18 protein-coding genes are annotated in these 18,449 nt (G+C 71.0%); 8 read left to right on the top strand and 10 right to left on the bottom strand.

Translation table 11 applies throughout. The features are described from left to right. Nucleotides 1-3: 3 nt before the first annotated feature. The 7 genes from B0I32_RS57500 to B0I32_RS07205 form a co-directional block, all read right to left on the bottom strand. A complete protein-coding gene (locus B0I32_RS57500; RefSeq protein ID WP_181307126.1) occupies nt 4-702 on the bottom strand; it encodes a hypothetical protein in 699 nt (232 codons plus the stop codon). A gap of 168 nt (nt 703-870) precedes the next feature. Further along, nucleotides 871-1,344: a tRNA (adenosine(37)-N6)-threonylcarbamoyltransferase complex ATPase subunit type 1 TsaE gene (gene tsaE / locus B0I32_RS07230; RefSeq protein ID WP_281262579.1), complete on the bottom strand. Its 474-nt coding sequence runs from the start codon at nt 1,342-1,344 to the stop codon at nt 871-873. A 75-nt stretch (nt 1,345-1,419) separates the two neighbouring features. Beyond that, nucleotides 1,420-2,469, bottom strand: coding sequence for an alpha/beta fold hydrolase (locus tag B0I32_RS07225; protein ID WP_106236142.1), 1,050 nt, complete (start codon nt 2,467-2,469; stop codon nt 1,420-1,422). Nucleotides 2,470-2,514: 45 nt separating this feature from the next. Continuing rightward, nucleotides 2,515-3,648 carry an alanine racemase gene (gene alr, locus B0I32_RS07220; RefSeq protein ID WP_106236140.1) on the bottom strand — a complete coding sequence of 378 codons (1,134 nt, stop codon included), beginning with the start codon at nt 3,646-3,648 and terminating at the stop codon, nt 2,515-2,517. 56 nt (nt 3,649-3,704) lie between these two features. Continuing rightward, nucleotides 3,705-5,156 (bottom strand): NAD(P)H-hydrate dehydratase, encoded by a 1,452-nt coding sequence (locus tag B0I32_RS07215; protein ID WP_106236139.1) that lies wholly within the window; start codon nt 5,154-5,156, stop codon nt 3,705-3,707. A 127-nt stretch (nt 5,157-5,283) separates the two neighbouring features. Next, nucleotides 5,284-5,634 (bottom strand): holo-ACP synthase, encoded by a 351-nt coding sequence (locus B0I32_RS07210; RefSeq protein WP_106236138.1) that lies wholly within the window; start codon nt 5,632-5,634, stop codon nt 5,284-5,286. Between the two features lie 13 nt (nt 5,635-5,647). Beyond that, nucleotides 5,648-7,054 carry an alkaline phosphatase PhoX gene (locus B0I32_RS07205; protein WP_106236137.1) on the bottom strand — a complete coding sequence of 469 codons (1,407 nt, stop codon included), beginning with the start codon at nt 7,052-7,054 and terminating at the stop codon, nt 5,648-5,650. Between the two features lie 192 nt (nt 7,055-7,246). On the opposite strand from B0I32_RS07205, the gene coaA reads away from it, so the two are divergent. The 6 genes from coaA to B0I32_RS07175 all read left to right on the top strand — a co-directional run bounded on the left by coaA (nt 7,247) and on the right by B0I32_RS07175 (nt 12,671). After that, a complete protein-coding gene (coaA, locus tag B0I32_RS07200; RefSeq protein ID WP_219911710.1) occupies nt 7,247-8,149 on the top strand; it encodes a type I pantothenate kinase in 903 nt (300 codons plus the stop codon). A gap of 169 nt (nt 8,150-8,318) precedes the next feature. Further along, nucleotides 8,319-9,245 carry a DUF389 domain-containing protein gene (locus tag B0I32_RS07195; protein WP_106236134.1) on the top strand — a complete coding sequence of 309 codons (927 nt, stop codon included), beginning with the start codon at nt 8,319-8,321 and terminating at the stop codon, nt 9,243-9,245. Between the two features lie 40 nt (nt 9,246-9,285). Continuing rightward, the gene (locus tag B0I32_RS07190; protein WP_106236133.1) at nt 9,286-10,194 is read left to right on the top strand and encodes an ABC transporter ATP-binding protein; all 909 of its coding nucleotides are present in this window, start codon (nt 9,286-9,288) and stop codon (nt 10,192-10,194) included. After that, entirely contained in the window at nt 10,187-11,044 is an 858-nt protein-coding gene (locus B0I32_RS07185) for an ABC transporter permease (RefSeq protein ID WP_106236131.1), read from the top strand. Before B0I32_RS07190 ends, B0I32_RS07185 begins: the two co-directional genes overlap by 8 nt. Further along, a complete protein-coding gene (locus B0I32_RS07180; RefSeq protein WP_106236130.1) occupies nt 11,041-11,955 on the top strand; it encodes an ABC transporter ATP-binding protein in 915 nt (304 codons plus the stop codon). The genes B0I32_RS07185 and B0I32_RS07180 overlap by 4 nt, the downstream gene beginning before the upstream one ends. Continuing rightward, nucleotides 11,955-12,671, top strand: coding sequence for an ABC transporter permease subunit (locus tag B0I32_RS07175; RefSeq protein WP_106236129.1), 717 nt, complete (start codon nt 11,955-11,957; stop codon nt 12,669-12,671). The genes B0I32_RS07180 and B0I32_RS07175 overlap by 1 nt, the downstream gene beginning before the upstream one ends. 66 nt (nt 12,672-12,737) lie before the next feature. Here B0I32_RS07175 and glmM read toward each other — a convergent pair whose 3' ends face one another. Genes glmM through rplM form a run of 3 tightly spaced genes read right to left on the bottom strand, consistent with a single transcriptional unit; the run spans nt 12,738 to nt 15,089 of the window. Further along, complete coding sequence (gene glmM, locus B0I32_RS07170) at nt 12,738-14,093, bottom strand: phosphoglucosamine mutase (RefSeq protein ID WP_106236127.1); 1,356 nt, start codon at nt 14,091-14,093, stop codon at nt 12,738-12,740. Between the two features lies 1 nt (nt 14,094). Next, complete coding sequence (rpsI, locus tag B0I32_RS07165) at nt 14,095-14,619, bottom strand: 30S ribosomal protein S9 (RefSeq protein ID WP_106236125.1); 525 nt, start codon at nt 14,617-14,619, stop codon at nt 14,095-14,097. A gap of 26 nt (nt 14,620-14,645) precedes the next feature. Further along, entirely contained in the window at nt 14,646-15,089 is a 444-nt protein-coding gene (gene rplM / locus B0I32_RS07160) for a 50S ribosomal protein L13 (RefSeq protein WP_106236123.1), read from the bottom strand. A 306-nt stretch (nt 15,090-15,395) separates the two neighbouring features. On the opposite strand from rplM, the gene B0I32_RS07155 reads away from it, so the two are divergent. Both B0I32_RS07155 and B0I32_RS57495 read left to right on the top strand, forming a co-directional pair. Beyond that, complete coding sequence (locus B0I32_RS07155; protein ID WP_146178072.1) at nt 15,396-16,151, top strand: CAP domain-containing protein; 756 nt, start codon at nt 15,396-15,398, stop codon at nt 16,149-16,151. A 24-nt stretch (nt 16,152-16,175) separates the two neighbouring features. Beyond that, entirely contained in the window at nt 16,176-18,056 is a 1,881-nt protein-coding gene (locus tag B0I32_RS57495) for a hypothetical protein (protein ID WP_181307124.1), read from the top strand. Nucleotides 18,057-18,449: the final 393 nt, after the last annotated feature.

Raw genomic sequence — 18,449 nt, 5'->3', positions numbered from 1 at the left:
GGGTCAGGCCCGGTTGCGCCGCTTGACCGCGAAGCCGATGCCTCCGGCCAGGGCCAGGGCGATCAGCGCGCCGGCCGGACCGAGCGGGATGGAGGACTCCTCGGAGGCGTCCTGGGCGTACGTGCCGCCGCCGCCGGCCCGTGGTGCCCTGGTGGGCACCGTCCGGGTCGGCTCGGGCTCGGACTCGGCCGCGGCCACCCTGAGCGTGGCCCTGCCGGTGTCGTTGGTGCCGTCGCACTTGACGTCCACCCGGTAGCTGCCGCGTCGGATCGTTCCCGAGACCTGCGCCTCGCCGCGCACCCACGGGGAGCCTGCGGTCGTGCCGGTCGGGGTGGGACTGGCCGAGGCCGCCGGGACCGGGTTGAGCGTGACGCCGTTGACGAACGCCTTGGACGTGGCGGTGCCGGTGTGGGCGGGACCGCCGGTCGGGACCGGGCAGTTGGCCAGGATCCACACCCTGGACGTCTCGCCGGCGGTGACGCGGTCGGGGTTGAGCTGGACGTTGATGGTCTGCCTGGTGGTGGTCGTGCGCGGGGTGGCGGTCGTCGTCGCGGTGGCGGTGGCTGTCGCCGTGGTGGTGGCCGTGCCGCTGGCCGGAGGCGTCGCTGTGGCTGTTGGATCGGAATCGGCCGAGGCCGAGCAGCCGGTCAGACCGACCATGACGATGGCTCCCGCGTACGCGACACGCCTGACCCTGAGCACCGGCCGCACCCCACTTTGCCGTCTTACAACCCAGCATCCACCAAAAATGTGGATGTCGCCCCTCCTGATACCCAGAAATTCTGGGCGAATCCCTGACCGACGATCATGATTTAAATCATCGGCCCGGTACGTCAAGGGTGCCAGCCATACCGGGCTTTGACCGTCGTTTTACTCTTCTGGCGGATCAGACGGCGTGTCGCTCCACCCGTCACTCCATCGGGAGCCCACGCCGCGCAGGGTCACGATCCGGGCCTCGTCGCCGGCCTCACGGTCGATGTGGATCTCCAGCCGGTCCTCGGCCAGCCCTTCGACCAGCCCCTCGCCCCACTCGACGACGGTGACCGAGTCCTCCAGCGAGGCGTCCAGGTCGAGATCGTCGACCTCCAGGTCGCCGCCGAGCCGGTAGGCGTCCACGTGCACGAGCGGCGGGCCCTGGCGCAGCGAGGGATGCACCCTGGCGATCACGAACGTGGGCGAGGTGATCGGGCCGCGTACCTTCAGCCCCTCCGCGATGCCCTGCACGAGCGTGGTCTTGCCGGCGCCGAGCGGGCCGGACAGCACGAGCAGGTCTCCAGGGCGCAGCCGGGCGGCCAGGCGGGCCCCGTACGCGCGCATGTCCTCGGGCGTCGCCAGTCGCGTCACAACCCTGCCCCCTTCCCCTCGGGCGTGGCCAGTCGCGTCACAGCCCTGCCTCCTCCTCGGACGTGCCCCGGCGCGTCACAGGTCCACCCGCTTCAGCAGGTCGCGCAGCGCGTCGTTGACGACGCCGGGCCGCTCCAGCTGGATCAGGTGCGAGGTGTCGGGCACCTCGGTGAGCTGGGCCTTGGGCAGCGCGGCGGCCATGGCCTTGCTGTGGTCGGGCGGGGTCAGCCAGTCGCGGTCGCCGACCAGGATCACGGTGGGCACCGGGTCGAGCACGTCGAGGGCGGAGAGCTTGTCGTGGTTCATCAGCGCGGGGTAGAAGTCGGCGACCACCTCGGTCGGGGTCGCCCTGATCATCGACTCGGCGAAGTCGACCACGGTCGGGCTGACGTTCTTGGAGTCGCCGAAGCCGACGAAACGGGTGATCAGGAACGCGATGTCGCTGCCCGCGTTGCGGGCCCTGTCGGCCAGGGCGCCCCGTTTGCCCAGCATCGACACGGTGGTGGGCGCCACCTTGTGCACGACCTTGGACAACATCGCGGGCAGGCCCAGGGTGAGCTCGGCGAGCTTGCCGGCCGAGGTCGAGATGAGCGACACCGCGCGGATCTTGTCGCCGAACAGGTCGGGGCGGCGGTCGGCCAGCGCCATGATCGTCATGCCGCCCATGGAGTGGCCGACCAGCACGCACGGGCCGGGCACGAACTGCTCGATCACCTCGGCCAGGTCCTCGCCCAGGCGGTCGATCGTGCTGTCGTCGGCGCCGGCCCGCTGGGAGCGCCCGTGGGAGCGCTGGTCCCACAGGACGATCCGGTAGTTCTCCCGCAGGTCCTTGCGCTGGTAGTGCCAGGATTCGAGGTTGAGGCAGTAGCCGTGGCAGAACACGACCGTCAGCGGCGCGTCCTCGGGGCCGTCGATGACGATGTGCAGCGCCTTGCCGTCGGAGGTGACGAGGGTGCGCTCCCGGCCGCGCAGCTCGCCGAACGGCTCGCTCGCCTCGGTGTCGGGGCGCAGCCTGATGCGGCCGACCGCGTACCGCTTGGCCAGCGCCGCCGCCGCGACACCGGCGGATGCCGCACCGACGAGCGCGCCGGCGATGCCCACCCTGCGCCGTGTTGTCGTCGTCATGTCCCCGATCCTTCTCCGCTCATGGCCGCCGCGATGTGCCCGCCGTCACCCTCGATAGACCCTGGGCACCCGCGCACCGATCCTGGTCACGATCTCATGCGTGATCGTGCCGAGGGAATCCGCCCACTCCTGAGCGGTCGGCTCGCCCTCGTCGCCCGGCCCGAACAGCACGACCTCGTCACCCGCCGCCAGCGGGTCGTCGCCCATGTCGATCATGAACTGGTCCATGCACACCCGGCCGGCGATCAGCCTGCGGCGTCCGCCCGCCAGCACCTCGGCCCGCCCCGTCGCGTGCCGGAGTATCCCGTCGGCGTACCCGAGGGGAACGAGGCCGAGCGTGGTCTCGCGCTCGGTGGTGTAGAGGTGGCCGTAGGAGACGCCCGAGTCCTCGGTGACCCGCTTGGCCAGCCCGACCCTGGCCACCAGCGTCATCGCCTGCCTGAGGCCGAAGTCGCCCAGCTCGGGGACGGGGCTCAGGCCGTACATCGCGATGCCGCTTCTGACCATGTCGTAGCGGGCCTCGGGCAGCGTCATCGTGGCGGCCGAGTTGGCGATGTGCCTGATCACGTGGGAGCCGCCGGCACCGGCCTGCTCGGCCAGCTTCAGCGCCGTCTCGAACGCCTCCAGCTGCCTGGCGATCGACGGATGCCCGGGGATGTCGGCGCAGGCGAAGTGGGACCAGAGCCCGGCGATCTCGATCACGCCCTCGGCGCGCAGCTCCAGCGCCCTGGCCAGCAGCGCCGGCCAGGCGGCCAGCGGGGAGCCGCCTCTGCTCATGCCGGTGTCGGCCTCCAGGTGCAGCGTCGCGGTGCGGCCGGTGCGGCGGGCGGCGGCGGCGATCTCGCCGAGCAGCCGCACGTCGGACGCCGACAGCTCGACGTCGTGGGTCAGCGCCTCGTCGAGCGGCTCGTCCGGCGTGATCAGCCAGGACAGGATCGGCGCGGTCACGCCGGCCTCGCGCAGCGCGAGCGCCTCTCTGACGAACGCGGTGCCGAGCCGGCTCACCCCGGCGCCCAGCACGGCCTCGGAGACCGGCACCAGGCCGTGCCCGTAGGAGTCGGCCTTGACCGCGGCCATGAGCTCGGCGCCGCCGGCGGCGTCCTTGATCAGACCCACGTTGTGCCCGATGGCGGCCAGGTCGACCCGTGCCTCGGCGGGCGTGGCGCGCGGAGAGTACATCCTTCTAGTGTGGCAGCTCGCGCACGTGCTCGGGCGCCGTTCTCATGGCCGGTCTCTCATGAGGTCGCGCTGGTCACGGCCCGGATCGCCGCGGGAACCGCAGTGGCGACGTCGGCCGCCGCGAGGGGCGCGCCGTCGGCGGCCAGCCGTCCGGCCAGCCCGTGCAGGTACGCGCCGCAGGATGCGGCGTCGTAGCAGCTCAGCCCCTGCGCGAGCAGCGCGCCCGCGACGCCGGCCAGCACGTCGCCGGTGCCGCCGGTGGCCAGCCAGGAGGTGCCGGTGAGGTTGACCCGCACCGGTCGCGCGTCCTCGGCCACCACCGTGGTCGAGCCCTTGAGCAGCACGGTCGCGCCCAGCTCCGCCGCCGCCCTGCGGACGTGCTCCAGCCTGGCCGCCTCGATGTCGTCGCGCTCGGCCCTGATCAGCCTGGCCAGCTCACCCGCGTGCGGCGTGAGCAGCACGGGCGCGTCCCTGCGCAGCAGCCCGGGGTCCCGCGCCACCAGCGTCAGGGCGTCGGCGTCGACCAGCACGGGCACGCCGGAGCCGAGCACCCTGGCCGCCAGCTCGTGCGCCCAGTCGTCGGTGCCGAGACCGGGGCCGAGCACCCAGGCCTGCACCCGCCCGACGTGGTCGATGACGGGCTCGTCCAGCGGCGTCACCACGGCCTCCGGCCAGTGGGCGCGCACCTGGGCGACCGGCCCTTCGCGGCCGGCGTACCGCACCATGCCGGCTCCGGCCCGCAGCGCGCCGCCGACGGCCAGCACGGCGGCGCCGGTGAACTGGTCGCCGCCCGCCGCCACGCCGAGCACTCCCCTGCGGTATTTGTCCGACTCGGCGCCCGGCCTGGGCATGAGGGCGTCCACGTCGCCGCCGGTCAGCGCGGCGACGTCGGGATCGGGCAGGTGCTCGCCCAGCCCGATGTCGATCAGCCGGACGTCCCCCGCGACGGAGGCTCCAGGATCGACCAGCAGCCCCGTCTTGTACGCCCCCATGGTCACGGTCACCCTGGCCCTGACCGCAGCGCCCGCCACCTGCCCGGTGCTCGCGTCGGCCCCGCTGGGCACGTCCACGGCCACGACCGGGCCGGGAGCCGCGTTCGCCGTCTCGGCCAGGCGCGCGTACGGCTCGCGCAACGCCCCCGAGGCGCCGATCCCCACGAGGCCGTCGATGATCAGGTCGGCCCGGTCGAGCTCCGGCGGCTCGACCACCCGCCCGCCCGCGTCGAGCAGCGCCCGCAGCCCCGCCTCGTGCGTCTTCGACCCGGCGAGCACGGCGCCCACCCACGCGCCGCGCCTGGCCAGCCGCTCGCCCGCGTAGAGCGCGTCGCCGCCGTTGTCGCCGCTGCCGACGAGCAGCACGATTCGTCTTCCGTACACGCGCCCGAGCAGGTCGGCACAGACGGCGGCGAGCCCGGTCGCGGCCCGCTGCATCAGCGTCCCCTCGGGCAGCAGCGCCATGAGCGCCCGCTCAGCACCCCGGATCTGGTCGGCGGTATAAGCCGTCTTCACGCCCTGACTCCCCTGTCTGATTTGCCGCACTGCGTGCGGCGGGCTCGGTCGCCCGATGCCGCCGCCTTCCCCCGCTCCGGTCGCTGTGCTCCCGCCGCTCCTCCAGGCGACGGCACTCCCTCGCGGATCATCCCTCGGCGATCACGTACGCGACGGCCACGCCGGCGTCGTGGCTGAGGGAGACGTGCCAGCGCTTGACCCCCAGCTCGTACGCCACCTCCGCCACCCTCCCCGAGACCCGCAACTCGGGCTTGCCCAGCTCATCACAGTGCACCTCGGCCTCCAGATGACCGAGACCCTTCGGCGCGCCGAGCGCCTTGGCCACCGCCTCCTTTGCGGCGAACCTGGCGGCCAGGGAGTGCACCGCCAGCGGCCGCTCGACCTCGGTGAACAGCCGGTCCCTGAGCTGCGGCGTACGGTCGAGCGCGGCCTCGAAGCGGGCGATGTCGACGACGTCCACGCCGATTCCCAGGATCATCGTCCCAGCCTACTCAGAACGGCCCGCGCTCCCACGGACCCCAGATCGCGATGGACATGCCCTGTCTGGCCTGCACGTTGACGTAGAGGGTGTGACCGCCGGGGCCGAACGTGGAGCCGGCGAACTCGGCGCCCGCGTCGTCGGGGATCGGCTGCAGCCGGCAGAAGTCGAAGATCTGCCCCGCCTTGCTGAGGCCGCGCAGGTAGTTGTCGCCGTCACCGTCCTCACACAGCACCAGGGTGCCGCGCCGGCTGGCGGTGACGTTGTCGGGCAGGTCGAGCACGGAGGCGCGGGGCGATTCGTAGGCGAGCTTGAGCCGACCGCTCCACGTCTCGTACGCCCACACCTGCCCGCGCCCCTGGCCGAACCCGTCGGGCGCGGTGTCGCCCGGCGCGGTGGCCCCGCCCTGGGTGGAGACGAAGTAGATCGTCCCCTGGTGGTGCACCGCCCCCTCCAGCCTGGAGAAGATCGCCGCCCCCTTCCGCCGGCCCTGCTTGCCCACGGCCTGGACGGCCACGTCGTTGGACGGCCTGCCCTTGAACTCGGGGTCGGGGTCGTCGATGTCCACCCACGTGGCCGCGTACGCGGCGCCCGGCTCCTGCCCCTCGGACAGGTCCTTGCGCTCGGCGCCCTTGACGGCGAGCATCTGCAGCCGCCCGCCGTCGAGCAGCCGCCCCGCCAGGATCGGGTGCTTCGGCGGGAGGTAGCGGTAGAAGCCGGACGGGAAGCCGAAGTTGTCCTCGGTCAGGTAGATCGCGCCGGAGGAGGGGTCGAAGGCGGCCGACTCGTGCGGGAAGCGACCGGCGGCCTTGATCGGCCTGGCACTGGCCGCGCGCCCGATCGGCACCTCGAAGATGTAGCCGTGCTTGCGGGTCAGCTTGGAGTTGTCGCCGCCGGAGAAGTCGTCGCCCACGTCGGGCCCGTTGACCGTCTCCTCGCAGCTCACCCAGGCGCGCCAGGCCATGGGGCCGCCGGAGCAGTTCATCATGGTGCCGGTGAGCGAGGGCGCGCTGGTGATCACCTCGCCGTAACGGGTGACCCGCAGCGTGGAGGTGCCGCCGCCGGCCATCGGGTCGTACGCCTTGTCCTTGTCGCCGAACGCGCCCACGGGCCCGTTGACCTCGTGATTGCGGATCAGGACGGCGCTGCCCTTCGGGCCGGAGAAGGCCGCCATGCCGTCGTGCCGGCCCGGCACGGTGGAGCCGTCGTCGTACTTGTCGCCGGCCACGCTGAACGAGCGGTACTTGAAGCCGTCGGGCAGGTGCAGCCGCACCTTGCCGTCACGCAGATCCTTGACCGGGCGCAGCGGGCCGTAGCCGGACACGGGCTCGGCCCCGCCCCTGGCTCCCGCGCACGCGACCCCGGCGAAGGGCCCGGCGATCCCGGCGACCATGTTGGAGATGAAGCGACGACGGTCCACGGATAACCTCCCGTCCGGACAGTAGCCGCCCGCCATCCGTTTCAGCACGGCTTCGGCGAGACGAGTTCCCTTTCCCCGAACGGAGTCGCGGTAATCCCACGTCTTCGTCCACAGGCTGTGGATCGAGGGCGACCCCCGCCCATGATCCCCTTTGTCCCGCATCGCTACGCTGCCAAGGTGAACAACGGCTACGTGGACCTGAGCAGGGAGCAGTGGAGCGAGCTCCGCAAGAACACGCCCTTGACTCTCACCGCAGACGAGCTGGAAGAACTACGCGGCCTCGACGACCCCATCGACCTCACCGAGGTCACCGACATCTACCTCCCCCTGACCCGGCTGCTCAACCTGCACTTCACCGGGTCCAAGCAGCGCAGCAGCGTGCTGAGCGCGTTCCTCGGCCACGCCGGGCAGCGCGTCCCCTACATCCTGGGCATCGCGGGCAGCGTCGCGGTCGGCAAGTCGACCACCGCCCGCCTGCTGCACACCCTCCTCGCCCGCTGGCCCGAGCACCCGCGCGTGGAGCTGATCACCACCGACAGCTTCCTGTACCCCAACGCGATGCTCGAATCCAGGAAGATCATGCATCGCAAGGGCTTCCCCGAGAGCTACGACCGGCGGGCCCTGGTCCGATTCGTGGCGGAGGTGAAGGCGGGCGTGGCCGAGGTGCACGCACCCGTCTACAGCCACCTTGAGTACGACATCGTCCCCGGCGCCAAACAGACCGTGAAAAATCCTGACATTCTGATCATCGAGGGCCTCAACGTCCTCCAACCGGCCCCGCCCACGTCCCTCGCGGTCAACGACTACTTCGACTTCTCCATCTACGTCGACGCCAAGGTCGAGGACATCCGCACCTGGTACGTCGACCGCTTCCACAAACTGCGCCGCACGGCCTTCGAAGATCCGAAGTCGTACTTCCGGCACATCGCGGAGATGTCGTACGAGGAGGCCACGGCCTTCGCCGTCAACGTCTGGCGCGACATCAACGAACGCAACCTGATCGAGAACATCGCCCCCACCAGGGGCCGCGCGGACCTCGTCCTCAAGAAGGGCGCCGACCACTCGGTACGGCGGGTACGCCTCCGCCAGACATGAAGACCTCCTCGAACAGGTAACGCCCGAACCTGCCCGCGCACTCCTGGTCGTCGATGTCGGCGAACCAGCACTCCTCACCATGGTCGTGACACATGAACGCGATCATGCGAAAAAGCCTCGCGTATCCGCGTCAACACATCGTCAACGTCCGATCGACGACAATGGTCACGTGCTGCATCTGCGACTGATCGTCCCCGCCGCGCGCACCGAGGAGGCGACGGCGGTGTTGGAGGACTGCCCCGGCGTCACCAACATCGTCGTCCTGCCGGGTGCGGGCCGCGACCCCAAGGGCGACGTCGTGCTCTGCGACGCCGCCAGGGAGTCGGCCAACGAGGTGCTCGGCCGGCTGAAATGGCTGGAGACCGAGGGCTCCATCGCGGCCGAGCAGATCGAGCTGTCGCTGTCGGAGGCCGCGCGCGACGCCGTCCACGAGGCGCCGGGCGAGCCGGACGACGCGGTGATCTGGGAGCAGTTGTCGCAGAAGGTCTACGCCGATTCCCGCATCACATGGGCCTACCTGGCCTTCCTCGCCATCGCCACCCAGCTCTCCGGCATCGCCGTGCTCCAGGACTCCCTCATCCTCATCGTCGGCGCGATGGTGCTCGGGCCCGAGTTCGGCGCGGTCGCGGCCATCTGCTTCGGCCTGCTGCACCGCAACGGCCATCTGATCGTCAACGCGCTGCGGACGCTGGTCGTCGGGTTCGGGGTGGCGATGGCGATCACGTACGCGTGCGCGCTCGTCTCGTACTGGCTGGGCTGGATCGTCCCCGGCGACCTCGACACCAGCGCGGAGTTCCACTTCATCGTCAAGCCCGATCGCTGGTCGTTCATCGTCGCCCTGCTGGCGGGCGCGGCGGGAGTGCTGTCGATCACGGCGGGCAAGTCGTCGGCCCTGATCGGCGTGTTCATCTCGGTCACCACGGTCCCCGTGGCCGGCTTCGTGGCCGTCGCCTCGGCGCTGGGCGACTGGAGCGAGGTGGCGGGCTCGGTCGCCCAGCTCGCGGTGAACCTCGCGGGGATGGTCATCGCGGGCACTCTCACCCTCCTGGTCCAGCGAAAATTCTGGCCTCAGGTAGGACGCCGTTCATCCGTATGACTGAGGCGCCGCCCGTGAGCGCACCGGTAGTGTCCGGCTCATGCACATCCTCGCCACCGAGGGGCTGACCAAACGCTTCCCCACCGTCACCGCGGTCGACCAGCTCACGGTCACCGTGGGCCCCGGGGTCACCGGTCTGGTCGGGGCGAACGGCGCCGGCAAGTCGACGCTGATCAAGATCCTGCTCGGCCTGCTGCCGCCGTCCGGCGGCAGCGCGCGCGTGCTCGATCTCGACGTCACCGCGCGCGGCGCCGACATTCGCAGGCTCGTCGGTTACATGCCCGAGCACGAATGCCTGCCCCCCGACGTCTCCGCCACCGAATTAATCGTCCATTTCGCCCGGATGTCCGGGCTGCCCCGTACGGCCGCCCGCGAGCGCGCCGCCGACGTGCTGCGTCACGTCGGGCTGGCCGAAGAGCGCTACCGGCCGGTCGGCACCTACTCCACCGGCATGAAGCAGCGGGTCAAGCTGGCCCAGGCGCTCGTCCACGATCCGAAGCTGATCTTCCTCGACGAGCCCACCAACGGGCTCGACCCGCGCGGGCGCGACGAGATGCTGACGCTGATCAGGCGCATCGGCGCCGAGTTCGGCATCAGCGTGCTGGTCACCTCCCACCTGCTGGGCGAGCTCGAACGCATCTGCGACCACGTGATCGTCATCGACGCCGGACGGCTGCTGCGCTCGTCCGCGATCGGGGAGTTCACGCAGGTCACGCAGACCGTCGAGGTCGAGGTCGACGAGGGCCTCGACGACCTGGCCGCCCATCTCGTCGCCGGCGGCCAGGCCGTCTCGCGGCAGGGACGCCTGCTCGTGGTCAAGGTCACGGGGCCGGAGTCCTACGACGCCATCCGCGACGCCACCGCCGAGCTGGGCCTGTGTCTCATCCGCCTCGAACAGGGACGCCACCGCATCGAGGACGTCTTCAGGGACGAGGTCGCACATGTCTGAGATCTACGACATCGGGTACCGCCACTACGACGGCCCCCGGCTCGGCCGCGGCCACTCGACCAGGGCGCTGGCCGTACACAGCCTGCGCGGCGTCTTCGGACTCGGCCGCCCCGCGCGCAGCAAGATCGTGCCGTTCGCGCTGGTCGGCATCATGTTCATCCCCTCGATCGTGAGCATCGCCATCATGGCGCTGGCTCAGCAGCGCGGCATCCCCTACAGCGGCTTCGCGGTCGTCATGCAGGCCGTGGTGGCGATCTTCCTGGCCGCGCAGGCCCCCGCGGTCGTCGCGCCCGACCTGCGTTACCGCGTGCTGCCGCTCTACCTGTCGCGGCCGGTCTCGATCGCCGAGTACGTCGGCGCGAAGGTCACGGCGATGACCGTGGCGGTGTTCGCGCTGATCGCGGGGCCGCTCACGCTGGCGTACGTGGGTGAGCTGGTCGTGGACATGCCCGGGCCGCCGGCCACCGGCGAATACCTGGGCGCGATGCTGATGGCGCTCGTGCTGTCCCTGCTGCTGTCGGCGTTCGGGCTGGCGCTGGCCTCGTTCACGCCCCGGCGCGGGCTCGGCGTGGCCTCGGTGATCACGGTCTACCTGCTGTCGTCGGCGTCGGTGCCGGTGATCTACGCCACCTTCGCCGAGACCGGCAACGTGGAGACGGCCAAGTGGGCCTGGCTGGCGAACCCGTTCTGGCTGGTCGACTCCGTCCAGCACTGGCTGTTCGGCACCCCGCCGCACTCCATCGAGGGCGACTACCCCAGCGGGCCCGTCTCGGCGCTGCTCCTCGTGGTGCTGCTCGCCGTCGCCATGCTCGCCCTGGCGCTGCGCTACAGGAAGGCGGCCGCGCGATGAAGATCGAGCTCTCGCAGGTTTCCCGCTGGTACGGCAACGTGGTGGCGGTCAACGACGTCACGATGACCATCGGCCCCGGCGTCACGGGGCTGCTCGGCCCCAACGGCGCGGGCAAGTCGACGCTGCTGCACATGATGGCCGGCTTCCTGGCCCCGTCGGGCGGCTCGGTCACGCTCGACGGCACCAAGGTCTGGAAGAACCACCATATTTACCGAAATATCGGCCTAGTTCCTGAAAGAGAGGGCGTGTACGGCTTCCTGACCGGCTGGCAGTTCGTCCTCTCGGCCGCCCGCCTGCACGGCCTGCCCGACCCCATCGAGGCCGCCCGCAAGGCCCTGGCCACGGTGGAGATGGAAGAGCCGAAGGACCGGCGGGTGGAGACGTACTCCAAGGGCATGCGGCAGCGCGTCAAGGTCGCCGCCGCGCTCGTCCACGACCCGCCCGTGCTGCTGCTCGACGAGCCGTTCAACGGCATGGACCCGCGCCAGCGCCTGCACCTGATGGACCTGATCCGCACGATGGGCACCGGCGGCAAGACGATCCTGTTCAGCTCCCACATCCTGGAGGAGGTCGAGCGGGTCGCCCAGCACATCGAGGTGCTGGTCGCGGGCCGGCACGCGGCGTCCGGCAACTTCCGGGAGATCCGGCGGCTGATGACCGACCGGCCCCACCTGTTCATGATCCGCTCCAGCGACGACAGGCGGCTCGCCGCGGCCCTGGTCCGCGACGACTCGACCGGCGGCATCACGCTGCGCCCCGACGGGCTGGAGGTCCAGGCCACCGAGTTCCGCCGCTTCGCCCGGCTGCTGCCCCAGGTCGCCAAGACCGAGGGTGTACGCCTGCACCAGGTCTCCCCGGCGGACGAGGACCTGGAGAGCGTCTTCTCCTATCTGATCAACCGGAGCAGCTGATGAACACCGTCGTAGCGGGCATCACCTACCGCGCCCTGCTGGGCCGGCGGCGGATCATCCTGCTTCTGCTGCTGCCGCTGGCCCTGATCGGCCTGGCCGTGCTGCTGCGCCTGTTCAGCGCCGACGACCAGTCCACGACCGTGCTGCTGATGAAGAACTTCGCGATCGGCACCATGCTGCCGCTGCTGGGCCTCATCGCGGGCACGGGCGTCATCGCGCCGGAGATCGACGACGGCACGATCATCCACCTGATGTCCAAGCCGATCTCCCGCCCGGTCATCGCGCAGACGAAGTTCCTGGTCGCCGCCTCACTGCTGGCCGTGTTCGCGGCGGTGCCGACGTACGTGGCGGCCTGGATCCTGGTCGGCAACGAGGACGGCATCGCGCCCGGGTTCGCGCTGGGCTCGCTCGTGGCCGGCATCGCGTACGCCGCCGTCTTCCTGCTGCTCGGCGTGGTCACCCGGCACGCGGTCACGATCGGCATCATCTACGCGCTGGTCTGGGAGAGCCTGGTGGGCAACCTGCTGGCCGGCGCCCGTACCTGGTCGATCCAGCACTGGGGGCAGGCGATCGCCGCGCAGATCTCCGACTCGCCGTTCTTCCAGGCGGACGTCTCGCTGAGCTTCGCCATCCCGGCGCTGATCATCGTCACCGTCGGCGCGGTCCTCTGGGCCGGGCAGCGGCTGCGCGCGTTCTCCCTGACCGGAGACGAGTGAGCTCTTCTCGCTGAGAGAACCGACCGTCCATCGGGCGCACCGAGGCGCCCGATGGACGGTCGTTCGTCAGACGCAGGCCGTACGGACCACGGCGGCCAGACGGCCCGCCACCTGCGTGGCGTGCTCCTCCGACGCGGCCTCGACCATGACCCGGATCATCGGCTCGGTCCCGCTCGGCCTGATCAGAACCCGGCCGGCCTCTCCCAGCTCCGCCTCCGCCTCGGCGACGGCCGCGACGAGCTCGGGCACCGAGGCCTTGCCCCGGTCGACGTCCTTGACGTTGATCAGGATCTGCGGCAGCGGCGTCATCACCGCGGCCAGCTCCTTCAGCGGCACCCCGGACTTGGCCACCACGCCCAGCAGGTGCAGGGAGGTGAGCAGGCCGTCGCCGGTGGTGGCGTGGTCGAGCATGATGACGTGCCCCGACTGCTCGCCGCCCAGGTTGAAGCCGTCGGACTTCATCCGCTCCAGCACGTAGCGGTCGCCCACCGAGGTCTCCACCACGGTGATCCCCGCATCGCGCATCGCCAGCTTGAAGCCCAGGTTGGACATCACGGTCGCGACCACGGTGTCCTTGGCCAGCAGGCCCTCGCCGTGCATGGCCGCGGCCAGCACGGCCATGATGTGGTCGCCGTCGACGACGGCGCCCGTGTGGTCGACCGCGAGGCAGCGGTCGGCGTCGCCGTCGTAGGCCACGCCGAGGTCGGCCCCGCGCGAGATGACCACCTGACGGAGCTTGTCCAGGTGGGTCGAGCCGTGGCCGTCGTTGATGTTCAGCCCGTCGGGCCTGGCGCCGATGGCCTCGACCCTGGCTCCCGCGCGCACCAGCGCCTCGGGCGCCACCATGTGGGCGGCCCCGTGAGCGCAGTCGACCACGACGTTCAGGCCGTCGAGGGCCGCGGTCATCGTGGTCAGCACGTGGGAGATGTAGCGGTCCGCCTCTCCGTACGCGTCGCGCACGCGCCCGACGCCGGAGCCGACGGGGAAGCTCCACTCCTCCCCCAGCCGCCGCTCGATCTCGTCCTCGTCCGCGTCGGACAGCTTGAAGCCGCCGCGGGCCAGGAACTTGATGCCGTTGTCGGGCGCCGGGTTGTGCGACGCCGAGAGCATGACGCCGAGGTCGGCGCCGAGCGCGGCGGTGAGGTGGGCGACGGCCGGGGTGGGCAGCACGCCGAGGCGCAGCACATCCACTCCAGACGCCGCGAGGCCGGCGACCACGGCGGCCTCGAGAAACTCTCCCGAGGCACGCGGGTCCCGGCCCACGACCGCCACCGGCCGGTGTTTACCGGATCCGGTGGCGGAGAACGCGCCTGCATCGCCGAGGACGTGAGCGGCCGCCACGGACAAGTCCATGGCGAGCTCCGCCGTGAGGTCGCGGCCCGCGACCCCACGTACCCCGTCGGTGCCGAAAAGGCGCGCCAACTTAGCGCTTGCTGTACTGCGGAGCCTTGCGGGCCTTCTTGAGGCCGTACTTCTTCCGCTCCGTGGCGCGGGCGTCACGGGTGAGGAAGCCGGCCTTCTTCAGCGGCGGGCGGTTGACCTCGACGTCCAGGACCGCCAGGGCGCGGGACAGGCCCATGCGCAGCGCGCCGGCCTGGCCGGTCACGCCGCCGCCGTCGATGCGCGCGATGACGTCGAACGCCTCCTCGGCGCCGAGCACCACGAAGGGCTCGTTGACGATCTGCTGGTGGACCTTGTTCGGGAAGTACGCGTCCAGCGAACGACCGTTGATCGTCCACTTGCCGGTGCCGGGGACGATGCGCACGCGGGCGATCGCCTCCTTACGGCGGCCGGTGCCGTACGAGTTGCCCGTGGTGACGGGCTTGCGCACGGGGGCGTCAGCGCTGGCGGTGGATTCGGTGGTGTACTCGGACGGGAACTCCTCGCCGGAGAAGTCCTCCACCTCGGCCGTCTCTACGGCCGTCTCGACACCAGTGGGCTCAGCCACGGTTCTCCTCTAACTCTTTCGAACTACTACTGGGCGATCTGGGTGATCTCGAACGGCACCGGCTGCTGGGCCTGGTGCGGGTGCTCAGAACCCGCGTAGACCTTCAGCTTCTTGGCCATCTTCCGGCCGAGGGAGTTCTTCGGCAGCATGCCCTTGACGGCCTTCTCCACTGCCTTGTCGGGCCGCTTGTCCATGAGCTCGCCATAGCTGACGGAACGCAGACCGCCCGGGTAGCCCGAGTGGCGGTACGCCTTCTTCTGCTCACGCTTGTTGCCGCTCAGCGCGATCTTGTCGGCATTGATGACGATGACGAAGTCACCGGTGTCGACGTGGTTGGCGAAGATCGGCTTGTGCTTGCCGCGGAGCAGGGTCGCGACGTGGCTGGCCAGCCGGCCCAGCACGACATCGGTCGCGTCGATGACGTACCACTGACGCTGGACGTCGGCGGGCTTCGGTGAGTACGTGCGCACGGTCGTAGCCTTCTTTATGCTCGCGTCTTCGGCGCTGTCGGATGTGACAGCTACATTGGTCGGTCGGTGCGGGCACACGACGGCCCGGACCTTCCGTCTCCGCAACACGGGAGATGACGCCGGACGCGCCGCGCATTGGTCGCGCTGGACCTATGCACACAACGAACCTAAGCTACCCGCCCTGAGGCGTGCAGGTCAAAAGACCGGTAACCCTGTGCGAGTCTACCCGACCGCAGAACGGTTCGATTTCGTTTCCCTGGGACCCCTTCTTTCCCAGGACCAGACATCCCTATCGTTGGCGACGGTATGTGGCAGAACTCTCGCACCCGGCAAACCCAGCGCGGCCATCGGCGCCGGAGTCACCTGGGTGTGCTGGCCTGCCTCATGGCCGTGCTCTTCACCGGTGTGCTGATCGGCCGGCTCACCACCGATCCCGACCCGGCCCGGCACGTCTACCTCGAAGAGACCGTCCCGCCCGCGGCCGCCACCGCCAACCCCGCGCCGACGGCGGCGCGGAAGGCGCAGCAGCTCGAAAGCATCCCCAGGGGCGTCACGACCAAGAAGCTGCCCAGCGGCGCCCCGACGCCCAGGCCGACCAGGTCGTCGAAGGACCAGATCCCGGGCTTCGCCTCCGAGGACAGGACGCGGGTGCTCGGCGGCGAGGACGGCGGCGTACAGGTGCTGGCCGGCGTCGCCTCGCGGGTGGTCTCCCTGACGAACTCGGCCAGGTCCAGGCGCGGTTGCGCGCCGCTGCGGGTGGACGGCGGGCTCACCCGTTCCGCGCGTGCGCACTCACTGGAGATGGCCCGCACCGGGCAGCTCACGCACAACTCCCCCGACGGCGCCTCGCCGTGGGACCGGATGGAGCGCGCCGGATACCGCTGGGGCGCCGCCGAGAACATCGGCGCCGGCTACGGCACCGCCGACGAGGCCGTACGCGGCTGGCTGGACAGCCCCGACCACCGCAGGAACATCCTCGACTGCCGCCTGCGGGCCATCGGCGTGGGCGTCGCGTCGGGCCCCGGCGGACCATGGTGGACCCAGGACTTCGGAACCCAATGACAAACATCACGGTAGTGTCGCCGCATGGTTTCCAACGGCGATAGGGAACGCGAGAACGGCACGGGCGATGCCCCCTTCGCCCCTTTCGGCCCCGGTCCCGCCGGTGGCGCCCCCTACGGAATGGGCGGCGCGCCCCGAGGCGGCGCGCCCGCGGGCGGCTCGCACGCGGCCGCGGGACCCTCGGGGGGCAGGCCGGTGAACGGCGACCCCTTCGACAGCGGACCCCTGAACGGCGGGCCGCTGAACGGCGGGCCGCTGAACGGCGGGCCGCTGAACGGCGGGCCGCTGAACGGCGGGCCGCTGAACGGCGGGCCGCTGAACGGCGGGCCGCTGAACGGCGGCGGCGCCCACGGCGCGCCCGCGAACGGCGGCCCCAACGGTGGTGGACCCGCGAGCGGTGGCTTCATCGGTGACTTCAACGGCGGTTCCAGCGGTGGCGGGCCCACGAGCGGCGCCTTCATGATCGGCGGCCCGGGGGGCGGCGGTCCTGGGGGCAGCGGTCCTGGTGGCGGTGGCCACGGCGGCGGTCCTGGTAGCGGCAGTCACGGCGGCGGTCCTGGGGGTGGTGGCCCTGGAGGTGGCGGCCCCGGCGGCGGTGGCCCTGGTGGCGGTGGCCCGTCTGAAGGGCTTCCCAGCCGAGGCAGACGCGCACGCGGCGGTCCTTCTGGCGGTTCGCACGGCGCGGGCGGTCCGGGAGGCCCCGGCGGAGGCGGCGGCCCGGGGGGTGACCCCGGGGGCGGCTTCTTCGGCGGAGGCCCCTCAGGTGGCGGCCCGTCCGGAGGCGGCCGTTCCGGAGACGACCGGTCCGGCGGTGACCCATCCGGCGGCGACCGGCCGGGCGGAGGCCGTTCCGGTGGACGCAGGGCCGGAGGCAGTCCGTTCGGCGGCGGTTCCTTCGGCGGTGGCGACCCGTTCGGCGGCGACAGCGGCGCGTTCGGCGTCAACCCGGGACCAGGCGGTCCCGGCGGCCCTGGCGGCCCTGGCGGCGGAAACCCCGACTCCGGCGCGCCGGACGACGACAAATCGGCGACCGGCAAGGGCCGCCGTTCCCGAAGGGGCAAGGCCGACAAGGGCGACAAGGACCCCGCCAAGGCCAAGGACGCGTCCAAGAAGAAGAACAAGGACGACGCCGGCGACGACACCCCGAGGGCGCCGCAGAGCAAGGTGGGCTGGAGCCCGTACGACGAGGATCAGCGCTCCCGCGCCCCGCTCTGGTTCGCGATCGGCGGAGTGCTGGTGCTCGGCCTGCTCGGCGGCGGCCTGGCCCTGATGTGGAACGCCGACGGCCCCGTGACGGCCGAGACCGCCAACACCCGCCAGACCTCGGCGCCGCTGCCGTCGGTCCCGGCCGGCAAGTACGGCTTCGCGGCCGCGCGCACCACCGACCCTGACGCGATCACGGTCAAGGAGGTGTTCGGGAAGCGGAAGAAGATCACCATCTCGGGCCGCAGCTACGAGATGACGATCACCAGCAAGGACAAGAAGTGCAATGACGGCGCTCTTGGCGACACCCTCCAGAAGGCGCTCAAGTCCGCCAAGTGCACCCAGTTCGTCCGGGCGAGCTTCCGCGACAAGTCCGCCAAGGTGATCGGCACGGTCGGCGTGGCCAACCTCAAGACGAGCAAGCTGGCGGCCAAGGTGGCCAAGGCCGGCGACACCAAGAACTACGTCAAGCCACTCGCGGGCAAGGACACCGTCACGAAGTTCCTCGGCTCGGGCAGCGGCGGCGCGAAGATCTCGACGTACGGCCACTACGCGATCCTGTTCTGGTTCCAGAACAAGGACGGCACGAAGCCCGACGCGAAGGGGACGAAGCGGATCGCACAGGCCATCAACGACATCTCCAAGGCCACCGTCTTCCCCGCCCTCGACAACCGCGCGCTCACCGGAAGCCGGGCGGGCTGATCGGCATTGTGGGACATAAGCGCCGGTACGGGACTCGTGATGCTGCTGGGAACATCCATACCGACATAACGATCTCGCTACTCTCGCTAGGCTCCAGCTATGCGTGGCCAGGAACCCGGGTCTGAGCACGATCACAGGGAAGCCGAACGCTCGGCCGCACCTGTGACGCCACCGCCGAGCTTCGGCCAGACCAACGGGCGAGACGTTCCACCGGCGTTCCCTCCGACCGACCCCTCAACCGACCCCCGAACCGGCGAGCCGACCGACCCCTCGACCGGCACCCCAGCACCCGGACCCGCGTCCGGCGCCCCAACCGATGCCGCCCCCGGCACCCGGGGCGGCTTCCCGGCCGACCCCTCGACCGGAACCCCGAGCGGCTTGCCGGCCGACGCC

The organism is Nonomuraea fuscirosea (assembly GCF_003001935.1).
Lineage (GTDB): Bacteria > Actinomycetota > Actinomycetes > Streptosporangiales > Streptosporangiaceae > Nonomuraea > Nonomuraea fuscirosea.
This window is presented reverse-complemented; position numbering and strand designations above follow the sequence as displayed.

Bases quoted from the DNA above. Each gene is read 5' to 3' on its own strand.
- B0I32_RS07210 (WP_106236138.1), bottom strand. From the start codon at position 5,634: ATGATCCTGGGAATCGGCGTGGACGTCGTCGACATCGCCCGCTTCGAG.
- B0I32_RS07185 (WP_106236131.1), top strand. From the start codon at position 10,187: ATGTCTGAGATCTACGACATCGGGTACCGCCACTACGACGGCCCCCGG.
- B0I32_RS57495 (WP_181307124.1), top strand. From the start codon at position 16,176: ATGGTTTCCAACGGCGATAGGGAACGCGAGAACGGCACGGGCGATGCC.
- B0I32_RS07225 (WP_106236142.1), bottom strand. From the start codon at position 2,469: ATGACGACGACAACACGGCGCAGGGTGGGCATCGCCGGCGCGCTCGTC.
- B0I32_RS07175 (WP_106236129.1), top strand. From the start codon at position 11,955: ATGAACACCGTCGTAGCGGGCATCACCTACCGCGCCCTGCTGGGCCGG.
- B0I32_RS07190 (WP_106236133.1), top strand. From the start codon at position 9,286: ATGCACATCCTCGCCACCGAGGGGCTGACCAAACGCTTCCCCACCGTC.
- alr (WP_106236140.1), bottom strand. From the start codon at position 3,648: ATGTACTCTCCGCGCGCCACGCCCGCCGAGGCACGGGTCGACCTGGCC.
- B0I32_RS07155 (WP_146178072.1), top strand. From the start codon at position 15,396: ATGTGGCAGAACTCTCGCACCCGGCAAACCCAGCGCGGCCATCGGCGC.
- B0I32_RS07180 (WP_106236130.1), top strand. From the start codon at position 11,041: ATGAAGATCGAGCTCTCGCAGGTTTCCCGCTGGTACGGCAACGTGGTG.